Source organism: Novosphingobium sp. HNCC26DJ243 (genome assembly GCF_057180545.1).
In genome coordinates this window covers 40,772-58,995 of record NZ_JBXUGN010000006.1, presented here as the reverse complement: position 1 = coordinate 58,995, position 18,224 = coordinate 40,772, and the positions used below count along the sequence as shown (strand labels likewise).

Annotated in this window: 16 protein-coding genes and 1 riboswitch; all 16 genes read left to right on the top strand. The window is 63.9% G+C overall.

Annotated elements, in window-relative coordinates; genetic code table 11:
* The first annotated feature begins 4 nt into the window (after window positions 1–4).
* The 16 genes from AC2A04_RS15435 to AC2A04_RS15360 all read left to right on the top strand — a co-directional run bounded on the left by AC2A04_RS15435 (window position 5) and on the right by AC2A04_RS15360 (window position 18,111).
* Window positions 5–1,711: a class I adenylate-forming enzyme family protein gene (locus tag AC2A04_RS15435; RefSeq protein WP_484213251.1), complete on the top strand. Its 1,707-nt coding sequence runs from the start codon at window positions 5–7 to the stop codon at window positions 1,709–1,711.
* Window positions 1,712–1,757: 46 nt separating this feature from the next.
* Complete coding sequence (locus AC2A04_RS15430; RefSeq protein WP_484213250.1) at window positions 1,758–4,502, top strand: [protein-PII] uridylyltransferase; 2,745 nt, start codon at window positions 1,758–1,760, stop codon at window positions 4,500–4,502.
* Between the two features lie 48 nt (window positions 4,503–4,550).
* Entirely contained in the window at window positions 4,551–5,111 is a 561-nt protein-coding gene (locus AC2A04_RS15425) for a YqgE/AlgH family protein (RefSeq protein ID WP_484213249.1), read from the top strand.
* A 52-nt stretch (window positions 5,112–5,163) separates the two neighbouring features.
* Window positions 5,164–5,305: riboswitch (SAM-I-IV-variant riboswitch) on the top strand.
* Window positions 5,306–5,351: 46 nt separating this feature from the next.
* A complete protein-coding gene (locus AC2A04_RS15420; protein WP_484213248.1) occupies window positions 5,352–6,260 on the top strand; it encodes a homoserine O-succinyltransferase in 909 nt (302 codons plus the stop codon).
* 124 nt (window positions 6,261–6,384) lie between these two features.
* Entirely contained in the window at window positions 6,385–6,588 is a 204-nt protein-coding gene (rpmI, locus tag AC2A04_RS15415) for a 50S ribosomal protein L35 (RefSeq protein WP_379500618.1), read from the top strand.
* Window positions 6,589–6,601: 13 nt separating this feature from the next.
* Entirely contained in the window at window positions 6,602–6,964 is a 363-nt protein-coding gene (gene rplT / locus AC2A04_RS15410; protein ID WP_484213247.1) for a 50S ribosomal protein L20, read from the top strand.
* A 132-nt stretch (window positions 6,965–7,096) separates the two neighbouring features.
* Entirely contained in the window at window positions 7,097–7,978 is an 882-nt protein-coding gene (locus tag AC2A04_RS15405) for a helix-turn-helix domain-containing protein (RefSeq protein ID WP_484213246.1), read from the top strand.
* 45 nt (window positions 7,979–8,023) lie between these two features.
* Entirely contained in the window at window positions 8,024–9,124 is a 1,101-nt protein-coding gene (gene pheS, locus AC2A04_RS15400) for a phenylalanine--tRNA ligase subunit alpha (protein ID WP_484213245.1), read from the top strand.
* Complete coding sequence (pheT, locus tag AC2A04_RS15395; protein WP_484213244.1) at window positions 9,121–11,511, top strand: phenylalanine--tRNA ligase subunit beta; 2,391 nt, start codon at window positions 9,121–9,123, stop codon at window positions 11,509–11,511. The genes pheS and pheT overlap by 4 nt, the downstream gene beginning before the upstream one ends.
* Entirely contained in the window at window positions 11,508–12,392 is an 885-nt protein-coding gene (locus AC2A04_RS15390) for an aldose 1-epimerase family protein (RefSeq protein WP_484213243.1), read from the top strand. The genes pheT and AC2A04_RS15390 overlap by 4 nt, the downstream gene beginning before the upstream one ends.
* 10 nt (window positions 12,393–12,402) lie before the next feature.
* Window positions 12,403–13,923: a peptide chain release factor 3 gene (locus AC2A04_RS15385; protein ID WP_484213242.1), complete on the top strand. Its 1,521-nt coding sequence runs from the start codon at window positions 12,403–12,405 to the stop codon at window positions 13,921–13,923.
* Between the two features lie 47 nt (window positions 13,924–13,970).
* Window positions 13,971–14,843: an alpha/beta fold hydrolase gene (locus tag AC2A04_RS15380; RefSeq protein ID WP_484213241.1), complete on the top strand. Its 873-nt coding sequence runs from the start codon at window positions 13,971–13,973 to the stop codon at window positions 14,841–14,843.
* Complete coding sequence (locus AC2A04_RS15375) at window positions 14,843–15,400, top strand: pyridoxamine 5'-phosphate oxidase family protein (RefSeq protein ID WP_484213240.1); 558 nt, start codon at window positions 14,843–14,845, stop codon at window positions 15,398–15,400. The genes AC2A04_RS15380 and AC2A04_RS15375 overlap by 1 nt, the downstream gene beginning before the upstream one ends.
* A gap of 7 nt (window positions 15,401–15,407) precedes the next feature.
* Window positions 15,408–16,121 carry an endonuclease/exonuclease/phosphatase family protein gene (locus tag AC2A04_RS15370; RefSeq protein ID WP_484213420.1) on the top strand — a complete coding sequence of 238 codons (714 nt, stop codon included), beginning with the start codon at window positions 15,408–15,410 and terminating at the stop codon, window positions 16,119–16,121.
* Between the two features lie 197 nt (window positions 16,122–16,318).
* The gene (locus AC2A04_RS15365; protein WP_054107869.1) at window positions 16,319–16,657 is read left to right on the top strand and encodes a P-II family nitrogen regulator; all 339 of its coding nucleotides are present in this window, start codon (window positions 16,319–16,321) and stop codon (window positions 16,655–16,657) included.
* A gap of 35 nt (window positions 16,658–16,692) precedes the next feature.
* Window positions 16,693–18,111 carry an ammonium transporter gene (locus tag AC2A04_RS15360; protein ID WP_484213239.1) on the top strand — a complete coding sequence of 473 codons (1,419 nt, stop codon included), beginning with the start codon at window positions 16,693–16,695 and terminating at the stop codon, window positions 18,109–18,111.
* Window positions 18,112–18,224 lie beyond the last annotated feature (113 nt).

The following is an 18,224-nucleotide window of genomic DNA, read 5'->3' as shown; positions in this document are numbered from 1 at the left end:
CGACATGAAGACCGAGCTGGATCTTGCCATGGACAGCGCATTCGGCGCGCTGACGGCCGAGGGTGGAATGTTCCATACGGTTCCGATCCGGCGGTTCGGCAGGGACCTGCCAATGATCGCGGCCGCGCCGCCGCACCTTCCCGCCTACTTCGCGTACTTCGCCGCAACGCAGGGCGAAAAGACCTTCATCGTCGATGGCGACATTCGCCTGAGCTTTGCCGAGATCTACAAGGCCGCGCGCCACGTCGCGGGCGGACTTGTGGAAGGTCATGGCCTGCAGAAGGGCGAGCGCGTGGGGCTTGCCGCGCGCAATTCGGCCAACTGGGTAATCGCCTACATGGCAGTATTGATGGCAGGCGGCTGCGCGACCCTGCTGAATGGCTGGTGGCAGGGCGAGGAACTGGCCCACGGTGTGGACCTCGTCGATTGCCGTTACCTGATTGCCGATGGGGCCCGCGCCAAGCGTCTTGAAGGGCACGCCCATGGCGCAACGCTGCTGCCGATGGCGCACGACTGCGCCTATGAGCAGGGCCTGGGCACGCTGCTGGCCAAGGGCGGCGGTATGGAGACGATCCTGCCCGATCTCACCGGCGATGATCTGGCCACGGTGCTGTTTACTTCGGGATCGACCGGGATGGCAAAGGGCGCCTATTCCGATCATCGCGGTGTGGTGCAGGGGACGATGAACTACGTCGCGCAGTCTGTCGCGATGCTCGGGATCATGACCGCGCGCGGCTCCGCGCCCCCGGCTGACGTGCAGCCGACCACGCTGGTCAACGTGCCGCTGTTCCACGTGACCGGCGAAGTCCCGGTTTTCCTCCAGTCGTTCGCGCTGGGGCGCAAGCTGGTGCTCATGCCCAAGTGGGACGCGGTCGAGGCCATGCGCCTGATCGAGGCCGAGCGGGTGACCTACTTCGTCGGCGTGCCGCTGATGAGCTTCGAGATCGCGACCCATCCCGATCGCGAGAAGTACGATCTTTCGACGTGTGTTTCCTTCGCGGCAGGCGGCGCACCGCGCCCGATCGAGCACGTCGACCGGCTGCGCAAGGCCTTGCCCCATGCGTTCCCGCTGATCGGCTATGGCCTGACCGAAACGAATGGCGTCGGTTGCGGCAATCTCAATGAGAATTATCTCGCCAAGCCCGGTTCGACCGGCACCGCATCACGCCCGCTGGTCGACCTAGCCATTCTGGACGACGCCGGCTTGGCGCTGCCGGCGGGCGCGGTCGGCGAAGTGTCGATCCGGTCGATCTGCAATTTCATCGGATACTGGGACAACGAGAAAGCCACGCGCGAGGCGATAATGCCCGATGGCTACTTCCGCACGGGCGATCTCGGCTATCTCGATGAGGAGGGCTACCTGTTCATCGTCGACCGGAAGAAGGACATCATTATCCGCGGCGGCGAAAACATCAGCTGCATCGAGGTGGAGAGCGCGATCTATGCGCATCCCTGCATCGGCGAGGCGAGCGTGTTCGGCCTGCCGGACGAGAAGTTCGGCGAGGTCCCGGCTGCGGTCTATCTGGCCAAGGAGGGCTGTTCGGCGACCGAAGACGAACTGCGCGAATTCCTCAAGCAGCATATCGCGCCGTTCAAGATTCCGGTCCGATTCTGGGAAGTGCACGAACCTCTGCCGCGCCTCGGCACCGAAAAGGTCGACAAGCGCTCCTTGCGAGAGCGTTACACCAGGGAAGTCACGCACTCCGCCTGATTCACTTGTTATTGGACGGTAAGCCGCGAGAGTCTAAAGGGGAGGCATGATGCTTCCCCGGATTGCCAACCAGCGCGCCATCGTTGACCGCCGCGCGCTTGCCGACGCCGTTGCTGCCGCCTTTGCCGAACAGGGCGATAAATCGCGTCCGGTGGTGGTCGAACTTCTGCGCAAGGCGCTTGAGGACGGGCGTGCGGAGATCGCGCGGCGGCTCGAGGCAAAACCTTCGGCTGGCAGCGAGTGCGCGCAGGGGCAGGCGTTCCTGATCGATCAGCTTGTGCGGGTGATCTATGATCATATCGTCGGGCGGGTCTATCGGGCAAGCAACCGGTCGACGGGCGAGCGCATCGCCATTCTCGCGGTCGGCGGATACGGGCGCGGCGAAATGGCACCGCATTCCGACGTCGATATTGCCTTCGTCACCCCGACCAAGCCGACATCGTGGTGCGAGCAGGTCATCGAGGCGATGCTCTATTACCTGTGGGACCTGGGGCTGAAGGTCGGCCAGTCGAGCCGCTCGCTCGACGAGGTCGTGCGCATGGCCAAGAGCGACCTGACCATCCGCACCGCGCTGCTCGAAGGGCGCTACGTCTGGGGCGATCGCGATCTTTACGAGGAGGCGTCGCGCCGCTTCTGGGCCGAAGTCGTGACCGGCACAGAGAAGCAGTTCGTTGCCGAGAAGCTGGAAGAGCGCAACCAGCGGCACAAGCGGCTGGGCGACAGTCGCTATGTCGTCGAGCCCAACGTCAAGGAGGGCAAGGGCGGCCTGCGCGACCTTCATACGCTCTACTGGATCGGCAAGTACATCCACAAGGTGCGCGACGCTTCGGAGCTGGTCGACGTCGGCCTGCTGACGGCCGAGGAATACCGGGCGTTCCGGCGGGCCGAGAACTTCTTCTGGTCAGTTCGCAGCCACCTTCACACTTTGACCAACCGCGCCGAAGACAGGTTGACCTTCGACCTGCAGCGCGAAGTCGCCATGCGGATGAACTTTGCCGACCGTCCAGGCAAGAGCGCGGTCGAGCGGTTCATGCAGTACTTCTTCCTGCAGGCAAAGCAGGTTGGATCGCTGACCGGGGTGTTCCTGGCACAGCTCGACGGACAGTTTGCCGGCCAGAAGCGCGGGTTCTTTGCAGCGCTGCGCAATCGCCGTCGCAAGAAGGTGGGGCCGTTCGTGATCGACGCCGGCAAATTGGCCGTGCCGTCGGACGAGACCTTCCGCGAGGACCCGGTGCGACTGATCGAGCTGTTTGCCTGCGCGGCGGCCGAGAAGGTCGAGATCCATCCCGAATCGATGCGCGTCGCGCGGCGCGATGCGACGCTCATCGACGCAGGCGTGCGCAAGGACGCGCGCGCCAACGCGCTGTTCCTGGAGGTGCTGACCAGCCGCAACGATCCGGAAACTGTGCTGCGCTGGATGAACGAGGCTGGCGTGTTCGGTCGGTTCGTGCCCGACTTTGGCCGCGTTATCGCGCAGATGCAGTTCGACATGTATCACCACTACACGGTGGACGAGCACACGATCCGGGCGATCGGCCTGCTGGCGATGATCGAGAAGGGCGAGGCCAAGGAAGATCATCCGTTGGCGAGCGAGGTCGTTTCCAAGGTCGCCTCGCGCCGGGTGCTCTATGTGGCGACGCTGCTGCACGACATCGCCAAGGGGCGGCGCGGGGACCATTCGGTCCTTGGTGCCGAAGTGGCGATGAAGCTGTGTCCGCGCCTGGGCCTGTCCGCTGCGGAAACCGAGCTGGTCGCCTGGCTGGTGCGCTGGCACCTCTTGATGAGCGCGACGGCGTTCAAGCGCGATCTTGCCGATTACAAGACGATCGCCGATTTCGTGAACACCGTTCAGAGCCAGGAGCGCCTGCGCCTGCTGCTGGTACTGACCATCGTCGATATTCGCGCGGTCGGTCCTGGCGTGTGGAACTCGTGGAAGCGGCAGTTGCTGGGCGACCTGTTCGTCGCGGCCGAGGAGATGCTGCGGCTTGGCCACAAGACTCATGGCCGTGCAGAACGCATCATCGCAAAGAAAAAGGCGGTGGGCGCGATCCTGAAGGAGCGCGATGCCCTGATCGGCACCGTCGGCAAGCAACTGGGCGATGCTTACTGGATTGCCGAACCCGAGGACATCATCGCACTCAACCTGCAGCAGATGGATTCGGCGCTGGGCGAGCCGCTTTCGGTCGAGGCGCACTGGTATCCGGCGCGGGGCGCCACGCTGGTCACCGTGCTGGCGGCCGACCATCCGGGCCTGTTCTACCGCATCGCCGGCGGCATTCACCTTGCGGGCGGCAACATCATCGACGCGCGCATCCACACCGCGCGCAATGGCACGGCGGTCGACAATTTCCTTGTACAGGACCCGCTGGGACGCCCACTGAACGAGGCAACGCAGATTGCGCGGCTGAAGAACGCGATCGCCGATGCCCTGGCCAACCGGGTAAAGCTGGTGCCGCAACTCATGGCCCGCCCGCTCGCTCGTCCGCGCGCCGATGCCTTCGACGTGCGGCCGATCGTGATCTTCGACAATAAGGCGTCCAACCGCTTCACCGTGATCGAGGTGGGCGCGCGCGATCGCCCGGCGCTGCTCAACCGCCTTGCGCGAGCCCTGTTCGAGGCAAGGCTGGTGGTCCATTCGGCACATATCGCGACCTATGGCGAGCGCGCGGTCGACACCTTCTACGTTACCGACGTTCTTGGCGAGAAGGTCGAGAACGATAGCCGGATGAAGACCGTCGAGAAGAAGTTGCTCGAGGCTGCCGAGGAACGCAGCATGAAGGTGGCGGCGTGATCGCGCGCACCTCGTAATTGTCCATCGGTAGCCCTATCTTGCCGGATGATGAGCGAAGCTGAGTACCTCGCCGGCAGGCTGCTGCTGGCCATGCCCGGGATGGGCGATCCGCGGTTCGATCATGCCGTGATCGCAATGTGCGTGCACGATGAGCATGGTGCGCTGGGAATCGGCGTTGGCCAAGTGCGCGAGGGTATCACCCTGCACGGTCTGCTGGAGGATATCGGCATCGATCCGGGCGTGGCTCCCGACACGGCGGTGCTGAACGGTGGACCGGTAGAGACCGCACGCGGCTTCGTGCTCCATTCGAACGACTGGGGCGGAGAAGGCAGCGTGACGGTCAACCCGTTGTGCGAGCTTTCTGCCTCGCTCGACGTCCTGCGCGCCATTGCCGAGGGACGCGGGCCGTCAAAGTTCATCGTCGCGCTGGGCTACGCCGGGTGGGGCGCTGGCCAACTCGAAGGCGAGATGCGCCATCACGGTTGGTATGCGGCACATGGCAGACCCGAGATTCTCTTCGAGACCCCCACCGGGCGCCGCTGGACACAGGCGTGGAAGCGCGAGGGGATCGATCCCTCGCACCTGTCGGGCCAGATCGGCAGCGCCTGATCGCGTCGCTGTGCGTGCCTGTTGCATCCGGGCGGGGATGCACCTAGATACCGACATACATCGAGAGTTGGAGTGACGCTCCAACGCCAACCTGCCTCTCCGGGCAAGGTGGCGCCTGACGCGGGAAACCGGCCGGAAATCGGTTGGTCAACCGGGAAGGGGATGTGGCCGATCCGGCAATTATTCGGACACTGCCGCAGGCGTCTTCTCCAGTCAGATACGAGAGAAAGACCAAACGCCGTGCCGATCAGGATTTCCGACAATCTTCCCGCCCGCCGCACACTCGAAGCCGAGGGCGTTATCGTCATGGGCGAGACCGAGGCCGCGAGGCAGGACATCCGTCCGATCCGCATCGCGCTGCTCAACCTGATGCCCGACAAGATCACGACCGAGACGCAGATCGCGCGGCTTCTCGGGGCCACCCCGCTGCAGGTCGAACTTGAGCTGCTGCGCATTTCCGACCACGTCAGCAAGAACACTTCTGCTGGCCACCTCGCCGAATTCTACCGTCCGTGGGAAGATGTGAAGGCCGAGAAGTTCGACGGACTGATCGTGACCGGAGCGCCGGTCGAGACGATGGCCTTCGAGGAGGTGACGTACTGGGACGAGTTGCGCAGGATCCTCGACTGGTCGCAGAGCCACGTCCATCGCACGCTGACCTTGTGCTGGGGCGCCATGGCGGCGCTGCACCACTTCCACGGAGTGGAGAAGCACAACCTGTCGGCCAAGGCTTCGGGCGTATTCAGTCATTCTAACAAGGCGCCTGCCAATCCCCTCATGCGCGGCCTGCCCGATGTGTTCGACGTGCCGGTCTCGCGCTGGAGCGAGGTGCGGCGCGAGGACCTTCCCGAAGGGCACGGGTTGAGCGTTCTGGCCGAGAGCGCCGAGACCGGTCTGTGCCTGATCGACGATCCGGCGCAGCGCACTTTGCACATGTTCAACCACCTCGAATACGACACGTTGACCCTGGCAGGCGAATACGCGCGCGATGAGGGCGGGTACCTTCCGCGTCATTACTTCCCCGGCGACGATCCGCAGGCCCAGCCGTCCAACACCTGGCGCGGACACGGGCACCTGTTGTTCGGCAACTGGATCAACGAAGCCTACCAGACGACCGCGTTCGACCTGGCGGACATCGGGGTAACGTGAGTCTGCTTGCCTTTCCCGAGCGCTTGGCCTAACGGCCCCAGCTTCAACCGACACGGATTCGATGATCGGCCTGGCCACAAGGGCTGCCAAGGCAGATCGGACGCGTCGTAATCAGGAGACGAAAATGCCCAAGATGAAGACGAAGAGCGGCGTGAAAAAGCGCTTCAAGCTCACCGCCACCGGCAAGGTGAAGCACGGCGTTGCCGGCAAGCGCCACCGCCTGATCAGCCACAACGCCAAGTACATCCGCCAGAACCGCGGCACTGACGTGATCTCCGACGCCGATGCGCGGACGATCAAGAAGTGGGCGCCCTACGGGCTGAACTGAGGAGCGCTGACTTATGAGCCGTATCAAGCGTGGTGTAACCACCCGTGCAAAGCACAAGCGGATTTTGGATCAGGCGAAGGGCTATCGTGGCCGTCGCAAGAATACCATCCGCGTCGCCCGCCAGGCCGTCGAAAAGGCCGGCCAGTATGCCTATCGCGACCGCAAGGTTAAGAAGCGCAGCTTCCGCGCCCTGTGGATCCAGCGCATCAACGCCGCTGTCCGCGCCGAAGGCCTCACCTATTCGCAGTTCATCCACGGCACCAAGCTGGCCGGGATCGAACTGGACCGCAAGACGATGGCCGACCTTGCCATGAACGAAGGCGCCATCTTCACCACGGTTATCGCACAGGCCAAGGCAGCGCTTCCCGCCGCCTGATCGCCAGCGATCGTGCAAGACAAGAAGGGGCGGGTTCCTGAGGGAGCCGGCCCCTTTTTCGTTGCGACTCATTACGCTGCGATGCACTGTGCGCAGGACAGGTACGACTGAGAAAACGGGGCGCACATTATCTTGACCGGGGACTGTACAGTCCGGGTTCGATTCCATCGGCCGCCAGAGCGGCTGAGCCGCTATTTCACGACCTTCTATCTGACCGAGATCGATGTGCCCTCGGGTGGGCGAGTTACCGATCGCCTCCATCCCGAATGGGCCAACCTGCGCGTCTACAGCGGGGACCTTCCGGACTCCGAACTGCCTGGTCAGCCGCCGTTCGGCGGCGCAGCGGCCAACTTCACAGGACCCACCAGCACGACGCTCCGGTTCACGGTGGGAACATCGCGGATTTGGGGTATCGGCTTTCTGCCGCTGGGCTGGGCGCGGTTTCTCAAGGTTCAGGCGAACCTTCATGCCGACCATATCTACGCTGTGGAAAGTGCGCCGTTCCTTTCGGGTTTCAGGCCGCTGGCCGACAGCATCTTCGGCGAAGCCGTGGACGAGGCGGCCGAATTGCAGCGTATCATTGATTTCTTCCACCACGCTCTGGAGCGATCGGACGAAGAAGATCCCCGCATTCTGCCCGCCCACGCCGCGCTGATGAACCCCGACGTTTCCAGCGTAAGCGAAATGGCTGAAGCCGCGCATCTGCCGGGCCATACGCTCGAGCGGATATGCCGCCGCTATTTCGGTTTCACCCCGCGCCTGCTGCTGCGCCGCCAGCGCTTCATGCGCAGCCTGGTGCAGTACATGCTCGACCCGTCGCTGCACTGGATCGGGGCAATGGACGGGCACTATCACGATCAGGCGCAGTTCGTGCGCGACTTCCATCGCTTCATGGGTACCAGCCCGAGCGAATATGCCATGGCGCCCAAGCCCGTGATCGAGGCGGTCATGCGGGCGCGCCATGAATTCATGGGCAGCGCCGTCCAGGCGCTCGATGCGCCGCTGCGGGCATAGCTGCGGACTTTTCAAGTGCGCCGTTTGCCGCTAGCGGCTTCGCGCATGGAACAGCTCGATCAACAGCAGCACGCAACGCTTGCGGCAATCGCGGATGCGGCCACGCCCGAGGCCGTGGAGGCGCTGCGCGTCTCGGCTCTGGGCAAGCAGGGATGGGTCAGCGCGCTGCTCAAGTCGCTTGGCGGGATGACGCCCGAGGAACGCACGAGCGAGGGTCCGAAAATTCACGCCGCGCGTGAAGCGGTGACGGCGGCACTCGCATCGCGCAAGGCGGCGCTCGAAGGCGCTGCGCTCGAAGCGCGGCTGGCTGCCGAGACCGTCGATCTCTCGCTGCCGGCGCCCGAAACACCAAGGGGTTCGGTGCATCCGGTCTCGCAGGTGATGGACGAACTGGCCGAGATTTTCGCTGACATGGGCTTTGCCGTGGCGAGCGGCCCGGAGATCGAGGACGACTGGCACAATTTCACCGCGCTCAACATGCCGGAAACCCATCCGGCGCGCGCGATGCACGATACGTTCTATTTCCCGGACAAGGACGCGCAAGGGCGGGACATGCTGTTGCGCACGCACACCTCGCCGGTGCAGATCCGTTCGATGCTGAAGGAAGGCGCGCCCTTGCGCATCATCGCACCGGGCCGGGTCTATCGCTCGGACTCGGATGCGACGCACACGCCGATGTTCCACCAGATCGAAGGCCTCGTCATCGACAAGGGCATCCACCTCGGCCACCTGAAGTGGACGCTCGAGACCTTCCTCAAGGCGTTCTTCGAGCGTGAAGACATCGTGCTCCGCCTGCGCCCGAGCTATTTTCCGTTCACCGAGCCTTCGGTGGAAGTCGACGTCGGCTACACGCTGATCAATGGCAAGCGCGTGGTCGGCGGCAGCGGCGACGCGGCCGATGGCGGCTGGATGGAAGTGCTGGGCAGCGGCATGGTCAACCGCAAGGTTATCGAGTTCGGCGGGCTCAATCCGAATGAATGGCAGGGCTTTGCATTCGGCACGGGCGTCGATCGCCTCGCCATGCTCAAGTACGGCCTCGACGATCTGCGCGCCTTCTTCGATGGCGATGCGCGGTGGCTGGCCCACTACGGTTTCGGGGCGCTTGACGTGCCGACCCTTTCCGGCGGTGTTGGAGTACGTTCGTGAAGTTCTCGCTCTCGTGGTTGCGCTCGGTCCTCGATACCAAGGCAGATGCAAAGCTGATCGCCGAAAAGCTTACCTCGCTTGGGCTTGAGATCGAAGGCATCGAGGATGCCTCGGCCGCGCTGACGAAATTCCGCGTGGCCCGTGTGCTGAGCGCGGACAAGCATCCCCAGGCCGACAAGCTGCAGGTGCTCTCGGTCGATACCGGTAACGGCGCCCCGCTCCAGGTCGTCTGCGGTGCGCCCAATGCCCGTGCGGGCCTGGTCGGCGTACTCGGGCTTCCGGGCGCGGTGGTTCCGGCCAACGGCATGGAACTGCGCAAGTCGGCAATCCGTGGCGTCGAATCCAACGGCATGATGTGTTCGACGCGCGAGCTGTGTCTGGGCGAGGATCACGACGGGATCATCGAACTGCCAGAAGACGCGCCGGTGGGCATGAGCTTTGCCGACTACATCGGATCCGACCCGGTGTTCGACGTTGCGATCACCCCCAACCGGCCCGATTGCATGGGCGTTTATGGCATCGCGCGCGATCTGGCAGCAGCGGGGCTTGGCGTGTTGAAATCGATCGCGGCGGCACCGGTGGCAGGAAGCTTCCCTTGTCCGGTCGAGGTTCGCACCGACGACACCGAAGGCTGCCCCGCCTTTTTCGGTCGCGTCATTCGCGGCGTGAAGAACGGTCCCAGCCCGAAATGGATGCAGGACTACCTCAAGAGCGCGGGCCAGCGCCCGATCTCGGCGCTGGTAGACGTCACCAACTTCGTGATGCTCGGCTATGGCCGTCCCGCGCATGCTTATGACCTCGCCAAGCTGAGCGGTGCGGTCGTCGCGCGCAAGGCGGTGGCGGGCGAGAAGGTCACTGCGCTCAACGGCAAGGAATATGCGCTCGAACCCTGGATGACGGTAATTGCCGACGATGCCGGCGTGCACGACATCGCCGGGATCATGGGCGGTGAACATTCGGGCTGCGACGAGGACACGACCGATGTCCTGCTTGAGGTGGCATATTTCGATCCGCCGTCGATTGCGCGCACCGGTCAGGCGCTCGCACTCGCCTCGGACGCGCGCGGACGGTTCGAGCGCGGTGTCGATCCGGCGTTCCTCGATACCGGCATGGACCTGCTGACCACGCTGATCCTCGAGATCTGCGGCGGCGAGGCATCCGAAGTCGTCCGCGCCGGGCAGCCGCCGCTGGCGCGCAAGACCGTCACCTATGATCCGGCGCTGGCTGGCAGCCTCGGCGGCATCGATGTCGCCAATGGCGAGCAGAAGCGCATTCTCGCCGCGCTCGGCTTTGCCGTATCGGACGACTGGTCGGTCACGGTGCCGACCTGGCGGCCCGATGTCGACGGCGCGCCCGATATCGTCGAGGAAGTGATCCGCGTGCACGGCCTCGATGCGGTGCCGTCAACTCCGCTGCCGCGCGCAGATGGCGTGGCCAAGCCCACGGCGACGCCGGTGCAGATGCTCGAACGCCGCGTGCGCCGCGCTGCTGCTGCGCGTGGCCTGCACGAGGCGGTCACCTGGTCGTTCCTTCCCGACGTAGAAGCCGCGCACTTCGCCGATGGTGAAGCATTGTGGGCGCTGGCCAATCCGATTTCCGAAGACCTCAAGGTCATGCGCCCTTCGCTGCTGCCCGGCCTGTTGTCGGCGGTGAAGCGCAATCTCGATCGCGGTGCCGACAGTGTGCGCCTGTTCGAGATCGGACGCCGCTATCTGCGCGGGGCCGATGGTGCCAGCGACGAGAAGCTGAGCCTCGCCGTGGTGCTCGCGGGAGAGAAAGTTGCGCGCGGCTGGGCCATAGGCAAGGCACAGGGCTTCGATGCTTTTGACGCCAAGGCCGAGGCACTGGCGCTGCTGGCCGAAGCTGGCGCTCCGGTCGACAATCTTCAGGTCATGGGCGAGGCGGGAGCGCAGTTCCATCCGGGGCAGTCGGCTACGCTGCGTCTGGGGCCCAAGACGGTGCTGGCACGCTTTGGTGTGCTGCATCCGGCCACCGCAAAGGCCTTCGACATCGGTGGACCCGTCGTCGCGGTCGAACTGTTCCTCGACCGGATCCCGGCGAAGAAGGGCGCAGGCAGTTTCGCCCGTCCGCACTTCGCGCCGCCGCCGTTGCAGGCGGTGACGCGCGACTTCGCCTTTCTCGTTGCGGCCGATGTCGCGGCGGGCGATCTGCTGCGCTCGGTCAAGGGTGCGGACAAGGTCAACATCGTGGCAGCGCGCGTGTTCGATGATTTCCGCGGCGCAGGCGTGCCCGAAGGTCACAAGAGCCTTGCCATCGAAGTGACGCTGCAGCCGGTCGAGAAGTCCTATGACGAGGCCGCCCTGAAGGCGATTGCCGACAAGGTGGTTGCAGCTGCCGCGAAGCAGGGCGCAACGTTGCGCGGATGAGCGACGAGCTGGTCACGATTTCCAGCGGTGGCCTGACCGCGCGGATCAATCCGCTCGGCGCGGAGCTGTGGTCCCTGACCGAGGCGGTCGGCCGCGAATACATGACCGATGCCGACCCGGTGTTCTGGGGAGGACACGCGCCGCTGCTGTTTCCGATTGTGGGATCGCTGAGTGGCGATGTGTTGCGGCTCGACGGGAAGGACTATCCGCTGCCCCGTCACGGATTCGCGCGGCGGAGCCTGTTTGCCCCGGTCCATGTCGAGGATGGGCTGGCGCGGTTCCGGCTGACGGATTCGCCCGATACGCGCGCCGTCTATCCGTTCGGCTTCGTGCTGGAGGTGACCTTCCGGGTTGAAGGCATGACGCTGTTCACAGAGGCGAGCATCACCAATCCGAATTCCGGGCCGCTGCCCTTCAGCTTCGGCTATCACCCGGCATTCGCATGGCCGCTTCCGGGCGGGCCGGACAAGGCCGCGCACAAGCTGGTGTTCGACAGCGATGAGCCACAGGACGTGCGCCGTGTCTCGCGCGAGACCGGACTGCTGCTCGATGCGGGAGAGCCGACCGCGATCGTCGGGTGCGAACTGATGCTTTCCGAAGACCTGTTCCGCGCCGACGCGATGATCTGGGACAAGCTTTCCAGCCGCTCACTGTCTTATGGAGCAGAAGGCGGGGCCTGGCTCGACATCGCATTTCCCGATACGCCGTCGCTCGGCGTGTGGCAGGTTCCCGGCGCTCGCTACATCTGCATAGAGCCCTGGGCGGGTCATGCGGACCCTCAAGGGTTTGCTGGTGATTTCCGCGAAAAGCCCGGCGTGGTGCTGCTCGATCCCGGCGCAACGCGCAGCTTCCGCATGGACGTAAGCCTGCGTCCCGTTTAGGGGGGCGCTCATGTCAAATCGCCGCACCTTCGCCATCATTTCGCACCCTGACGCGGGCAAGACCACACTGACCGAGAAGCTGCTGCTTCAGGGCGGCGCGATTCATCTTGCCGGCGAGGTCAAGGCGCGTGGGGCTGCGCGGCGCGCGCGCTCGGACTGGATGAAGATCGAGCAGCAGCGCGGTATCTCGGTGACCTCGTCGGTGATGACGTTCCAGAAGGACGGTATCGTCTTCAACCTGCTCGACACGCCGGGCCACGAGGACTTCTCCGAAGACACCTATCGCACGCTCACCGCAGTCGATTCGGCGATCATGGTGATCGACGCGGCCAAGGGCATCGAGCCGCAGACCCGCAAGCTGTTCGAGGTCTGTCGCATGCGTTCGGTCCCGATCATCACTTTCGTCAACAAGGTCGACCGGGAAGGTCGTTCGGTATTCGAGACGCTGGACGAGGTGGCCGATGCGCTTGCGCTCGACGTCGTGCCGATGTCGTGGCCGATCGGCATGGGCGGCGTGTTCCAGGGCGTGATGAGCTTCGCCGACGAAACCATCGCGCGCCCCGAGGGCGACAGCCGCGAGTTTCTCGGCAAGGTGGGGCCAGCTGACGATATTCCCCAAGACATCGCCGAGGAAATCGAACTGGCGCGGGCGGGCTATCCCGAGTTCGATCTCGAGGCCTATCGCAATGGCGACCTGACGCCGGTCTATTTCGGATCGGCGCTAAAGAATTTCGGCGTGATCGACCTGATCGATGCCATCGCGAAGTTTGCACCGCCGCCGCGCCCGCAATCGTCTAGCGTCGGCACGGTGGATCCGGAAAGGCCCGACGTGACCGGGTTCATCTTCAAGGTGCAGGCCAACATGGACCCGCAGCACCGCGACCGTATCGCATTCATGCGGATGGTTTCGGGCACCTTCAAGCGCGGGATGAAGCTGACGCCTTCGGGCCTGGGCAAGCCCATCGCGGTGCATTCGCCGATCCTGTTCTTCGCGCAGGACCGCGAGATTGCCGATACCGCCGAGGCGGGCGACATCATCGGCATTCCGAACCACGGCACGTTGCGCGTGGGCGATACGCTCTCGGAACGCAACGACGTGCGCTTCACCGGTCTTCCAAACTTCGCGCCGGAAATCCTGCGGCGCGTGGCACTGAAGGACCCGACCAAGACCAAGCAATTGCGCAAGGCTCTGGACGACCTGTCAGAAGAAGGCGTGATCCAGGTGTTCTACCCGGAGATTGGTTCGCAATGGATCGTCGGCGTCGTCGGCCAGCTCCAGCTTGACGTGCTGATTTCGCGGCTCGAGGCAGAATACAAGGTCGAAGCGGTCCTCGAAGCTTCGCCCTTCGATACCGCGCGCTGGCTCAAGGGAAGCGACAGTGCGTTGAAATCATTCGCAGATTTCAATATGTCAAACTTGGCCAAGGACCGCGACGGCGATCCGGTGTTCATGGCGCGATCGGCATGGGATGTCGGTTACCAGCAGGAGCGCAATCCTGAACTGGTATTCTCTGCAACGAAAGAAAGGTAAGTTCTGCGGGGTTGAAACCGGATGGCAGGGGGTGCAGTTACCCCTCCATGCAATTGCTCGGTCCCACTTCGAACACCTTCATTTCGCAACGCCTGCGCCTCCACTACGTGGATTGGGGCAATGCCGACAAGCCGCCGCTGCTGCTCGTGCACGGCGGGCGCGACCATTGTCGGTCGTGGGACTGGACCGCCGAGGCGCTGCGCGAAGACTGGCACATCATCGCGCTGGATCATCGCGGGCATGGTGACAGTCAGTGGACGCAGGACGGCAATTACCGGACGATGGACCTCGTCTATGACGTCGCGCAGCTGATCCACCAGCTTGATCTTGCGCCAGTTACGATCGTCTCGCACTCTTGGGGCGCGAACACCAGCCTGCGCTACGCCGGCCTTTTCCCCGAGAACGTGCGCAAGATCGTGGCGATCGAGGGGCTGTTTCCGACGCCAGAGCGCGAGGCTTTGATCAAGGACGTGCCCTTCGCGCGAAGGGTCCGCGAATTCATTGGCGAAAAGCGCAAGGCCGCCGGGCGCCTGCCGCGCCGTTATGCGACGCTCGAAGACGCCTATGCACGAATGAAGGGCGAGAATCCGTACCTGACCGACGCCCAAGCAAGGCACCTGACGCTGCACGGCATCAATCGCAACGAGGATGGCACCTTCAGCTGGAAGTTCGACCCGCACCTCAATGTCGATGGTGCGCCCTATGACATTACGATCGAGCAGCGCAACGAGCTGTGGAAGGCGATAACCTGCCCGACGCTGCTGCTCAATGGCGCGGATTCGTGGGCCGGCAACCCGGAGCGCAACGGCATGGCTGCGCATTTCCGCAATGCCGAAGTGGTGGAATTCGCCGATGCGGGCCATTGGCTGCATCATGACCAGTTCGACCAGTTCATCGCCGCGCTGAAGGATTTTCTCTGATGGCAGACTTCACCGACCACATCACGCCTGCGCACGAGGCGATGATCGGTCGGCAGGCGGTGTTCTTCGTGGCGACGGCCGCGGGCGAAGGGCGGATAAACCTCTCGCCCAAGGGGTATGACAGCTTCCGCGTGCTCGGACCGAACCGGGTCGCCTATCTCGATCTTGGCGGCTCGGGCAACGAAACCCACGCGCATCTTCTGGCTGACGGACGCATCACCGTGATGATGTGCAACTTCGAAAACCCCGCGCTGATCCTGCGGCTTTACGGTCGGGGCAGGCCGGTGCTGCCCGCCGATCCTGAATGGGCAGACATTGCCGCACATTTCACGGTACTGCCGGGCACGCGCCAGATCTTCGACATCGCGGTGGACTGCGTCCAGACGAGCTGCGGCTGGGGCGTCCCTGTAATGACGCTCGATCACGAACGGGCAACGCTGGTCAAGTATCACGCGCAGGCCGATCCGGTTGCGTGGGAAGCCAAGGTTGCCGGACGGACTCGGAGCATTGACGGGCTGCCAGTGCGGCCGACCGATCGCTACATCGGTGGCGCCTGACGCCGTCGTGAAACTGAAGGTCGCCAGCTACAACATCCACAAGGGCGTCGGTCTTGACCGGCGGCGCGATCCCGACCGCATCCTGACGATCCTGCGTGAAATCGATGCCGATGTGATTGCCTTGCAGGAGGCGGACTTGCGCTATGGCATGCGCGAGGCGGTGATCCCGCGCGCGACGCTCGACGACCACAGCCCGTGGCGCGCGGTCGAGCCGGGACACTTCGATCGCGCACGGACAGGCATGAGCATGGGCTGGCATGGCAATGCCTTGCTGGTCCGGCGCGACATCGAAGTCGTCGGAGCTTGCGCGGTTCCGCTGCCGACGCTGGAGCCGCGCGGGGCAGTCTGCACCACCTTGCGGGTCGACGGCCATCTTGTGCGGGTCATGGGGATGCACCTCGACCTGTCGGGCCTGCGCCGCCGCGCCCAGGTCGAGACGGTCTGCGGCCATATCGCGGGCTATGACGAACCAGGGCACGCAGTGCTGATGGGCGATTTCAACGAATGGTCGGTTACCGGCGGGGCGCTGGCGGCCTTTACTGCCCCGTTCCGGGTGCTGGCTCCCGGACGCAGTTTCCCCTCGCGCCGGCCGATGGCTCAGCTTGACCGGATCGTCGTCTCGCAAGGGTGGGAGGTCGATGGCAGCGGCGTCCATCACAGCCCGCTTGCCGCGATCGGCTCGGACCATCTCCCCGTCTGGGCACATCTCAGGCTGCCCTGAATCAAGGCGCTTTTGCCTGCTTAAAAAAGAGGCAGATGCCTCACATTGCCCAAGAATCGGGCGCGCATAAGCGTCTTTCGGCTTGTTTGGTTCCCGTAACCGTCTGAATCCGTGAAATTGCGGATTTGGCACGCCCCTTGCTTAATCACTCTTGCCGGCAGGTCGCCCGGTGCGAAGGGTCATGAAAGGGGGCATGAATGAAGTTCATCATCGCCATCATCAAGCCGTTCAAGCTCGACGAAGTGCGCGAAGCGCTGTCGGCTTTGGGCGTTGCTGGGATGACGGTGTCGGAGGTGAAGGGTTTTGGTCGGCAAAAGGGCCAGACCGAGATTTACCGCGGCGCTGAGTACTCCACCAACATGCTTCCGAAGGTGAAGATCGAGATCGCCGCGAGCGACGACCTCGCGCCGCAGATCGTCGAGACGATCCAGCAGGCTGCCAGCACGGAAGCCATCGGTGACGGCAAGGTGTTCGTCCTCGACCTCGCGTCGGCGACCCGCATCCGCACCGGCGAAACCGGGGACACCGCGCTTTGAGCGGGCTTTCCATTTCCGACCTTAGGGGAACCAACATGATCCGTAAGATGATCGGTGGCTTGGTGGGAACGGGCGCTTCGCTCTTCGCCGCTACGGCTGCCTTTGCACAAGATGGGCCGATCAAGGCTCCGACCGCCGAGCAGATGGCCGGCATGGTCGACAAGGGCGACACGACCTGGATGCTGATGAGCTCGGTGCTCGTCCTGCTGATGAGCGTGCCCGCTCTCGCTCTTTTTTACGGCGGCCTTGTCCGCACCAAGAACATGCTCAGCGTGCTGATGCAGGTGTTCATGATCGTTTCGGTCGCAGCGCTCGTCTGGGTGAGCTGGGGCTACTCGATGGCCTTCACCAGCGGCAATGCGTTCATTGGCGGCTTCGGCAAGGTGTTCCTCATGGGCGTGGATGCCACGACTTACGCGGCGACTTTCTCGAACAACGTCTACATTCCCGAACTCGCCTTCGTCATCTTCCAGATGACCTTCGCCTGCATCACGCCGGCGTTGATCGTCGGTGCTTTTGCGGAACGCGTGAAGTTCACGCCGCTGATGGTCTTCACCGTGCTGTGGCTGACCTGCATCTATTTCCCGATGGCGCACATGGTGTGGTACTGGGCCGGCCCGGACTTCCTGGCTGATGCTCCGACCGACTATGGCTACCTTTGGGGCATGGGCGCGCTCGACTTCGCCGGTGGCACCGTGGTTCACATCAACGCCGGTATCGCTGGTCTCGTCGGCTGCCTCATGATCGGCAAGCGCGTCGGCTTCGGCAAGGAAGCCACTCCGCCGCATTCTCTGACCATGACCATGATCGGTGCCTCGCTGCTGTGGGTGGGCTGGTTCGGCTTCAACGCCGGTTCCAACCTCGAAGCCAACGGCGTGACCGCAGTTGCTTTCATCAACACCTTCGTCGCCACCGCTGCCGCCGCCGTCTCCTGGGCGATCGTCGAGCAGCTTCACCATGGCAAGCCTTCGATGCTGGGCGCTGCAACGGGTGCCGTCGCCGGCCTCGTCGCGATCACCCCGGCTTCGGGCTACGGCGCGCCGATGACCTCGATCGTGCTCGGCCTGCTCGTTTCGCCGATCTGCTACTTCTTCGTCAGCACGGTGAAGAACAAGCTGAAGTATGACGATACGCTCGACGTGTTCGGCGTGCACTGCATCGGCGGCATCGTCGGCGCAATCGCAACCGGCGTGATGGCGGCCCCTTCGCTGGGTGGTCAGGGCGTGTTCGACTACACCGTGTTCCCTGCCGGCTTCGATGCCGCCAGCTACGACATGGGCAAGCAGGTCTTCATCCAGATCAAGGCCGTCCTGCTCACGCTGGTCTTCTCGGGTGTCGGTTCCGCGATCCTGTTCTTCATCGTCGACAAGATCTTCGGTCTGCGTCCGACGGAGGAATCCGAGCGCGAAGGCCTCGACATCTCCGAGCACGGCGAACGCGCCTATAACTACTGATCTCACCGAATTGGCGGGGTGGGGGAAACCAGATCCTCTCCCTCTCATCCCTCACCCCGCCAAACCATGTTCCTCCTGCGAACAGACTCAAGGCCGGAAGCGCTAGCCCGCTT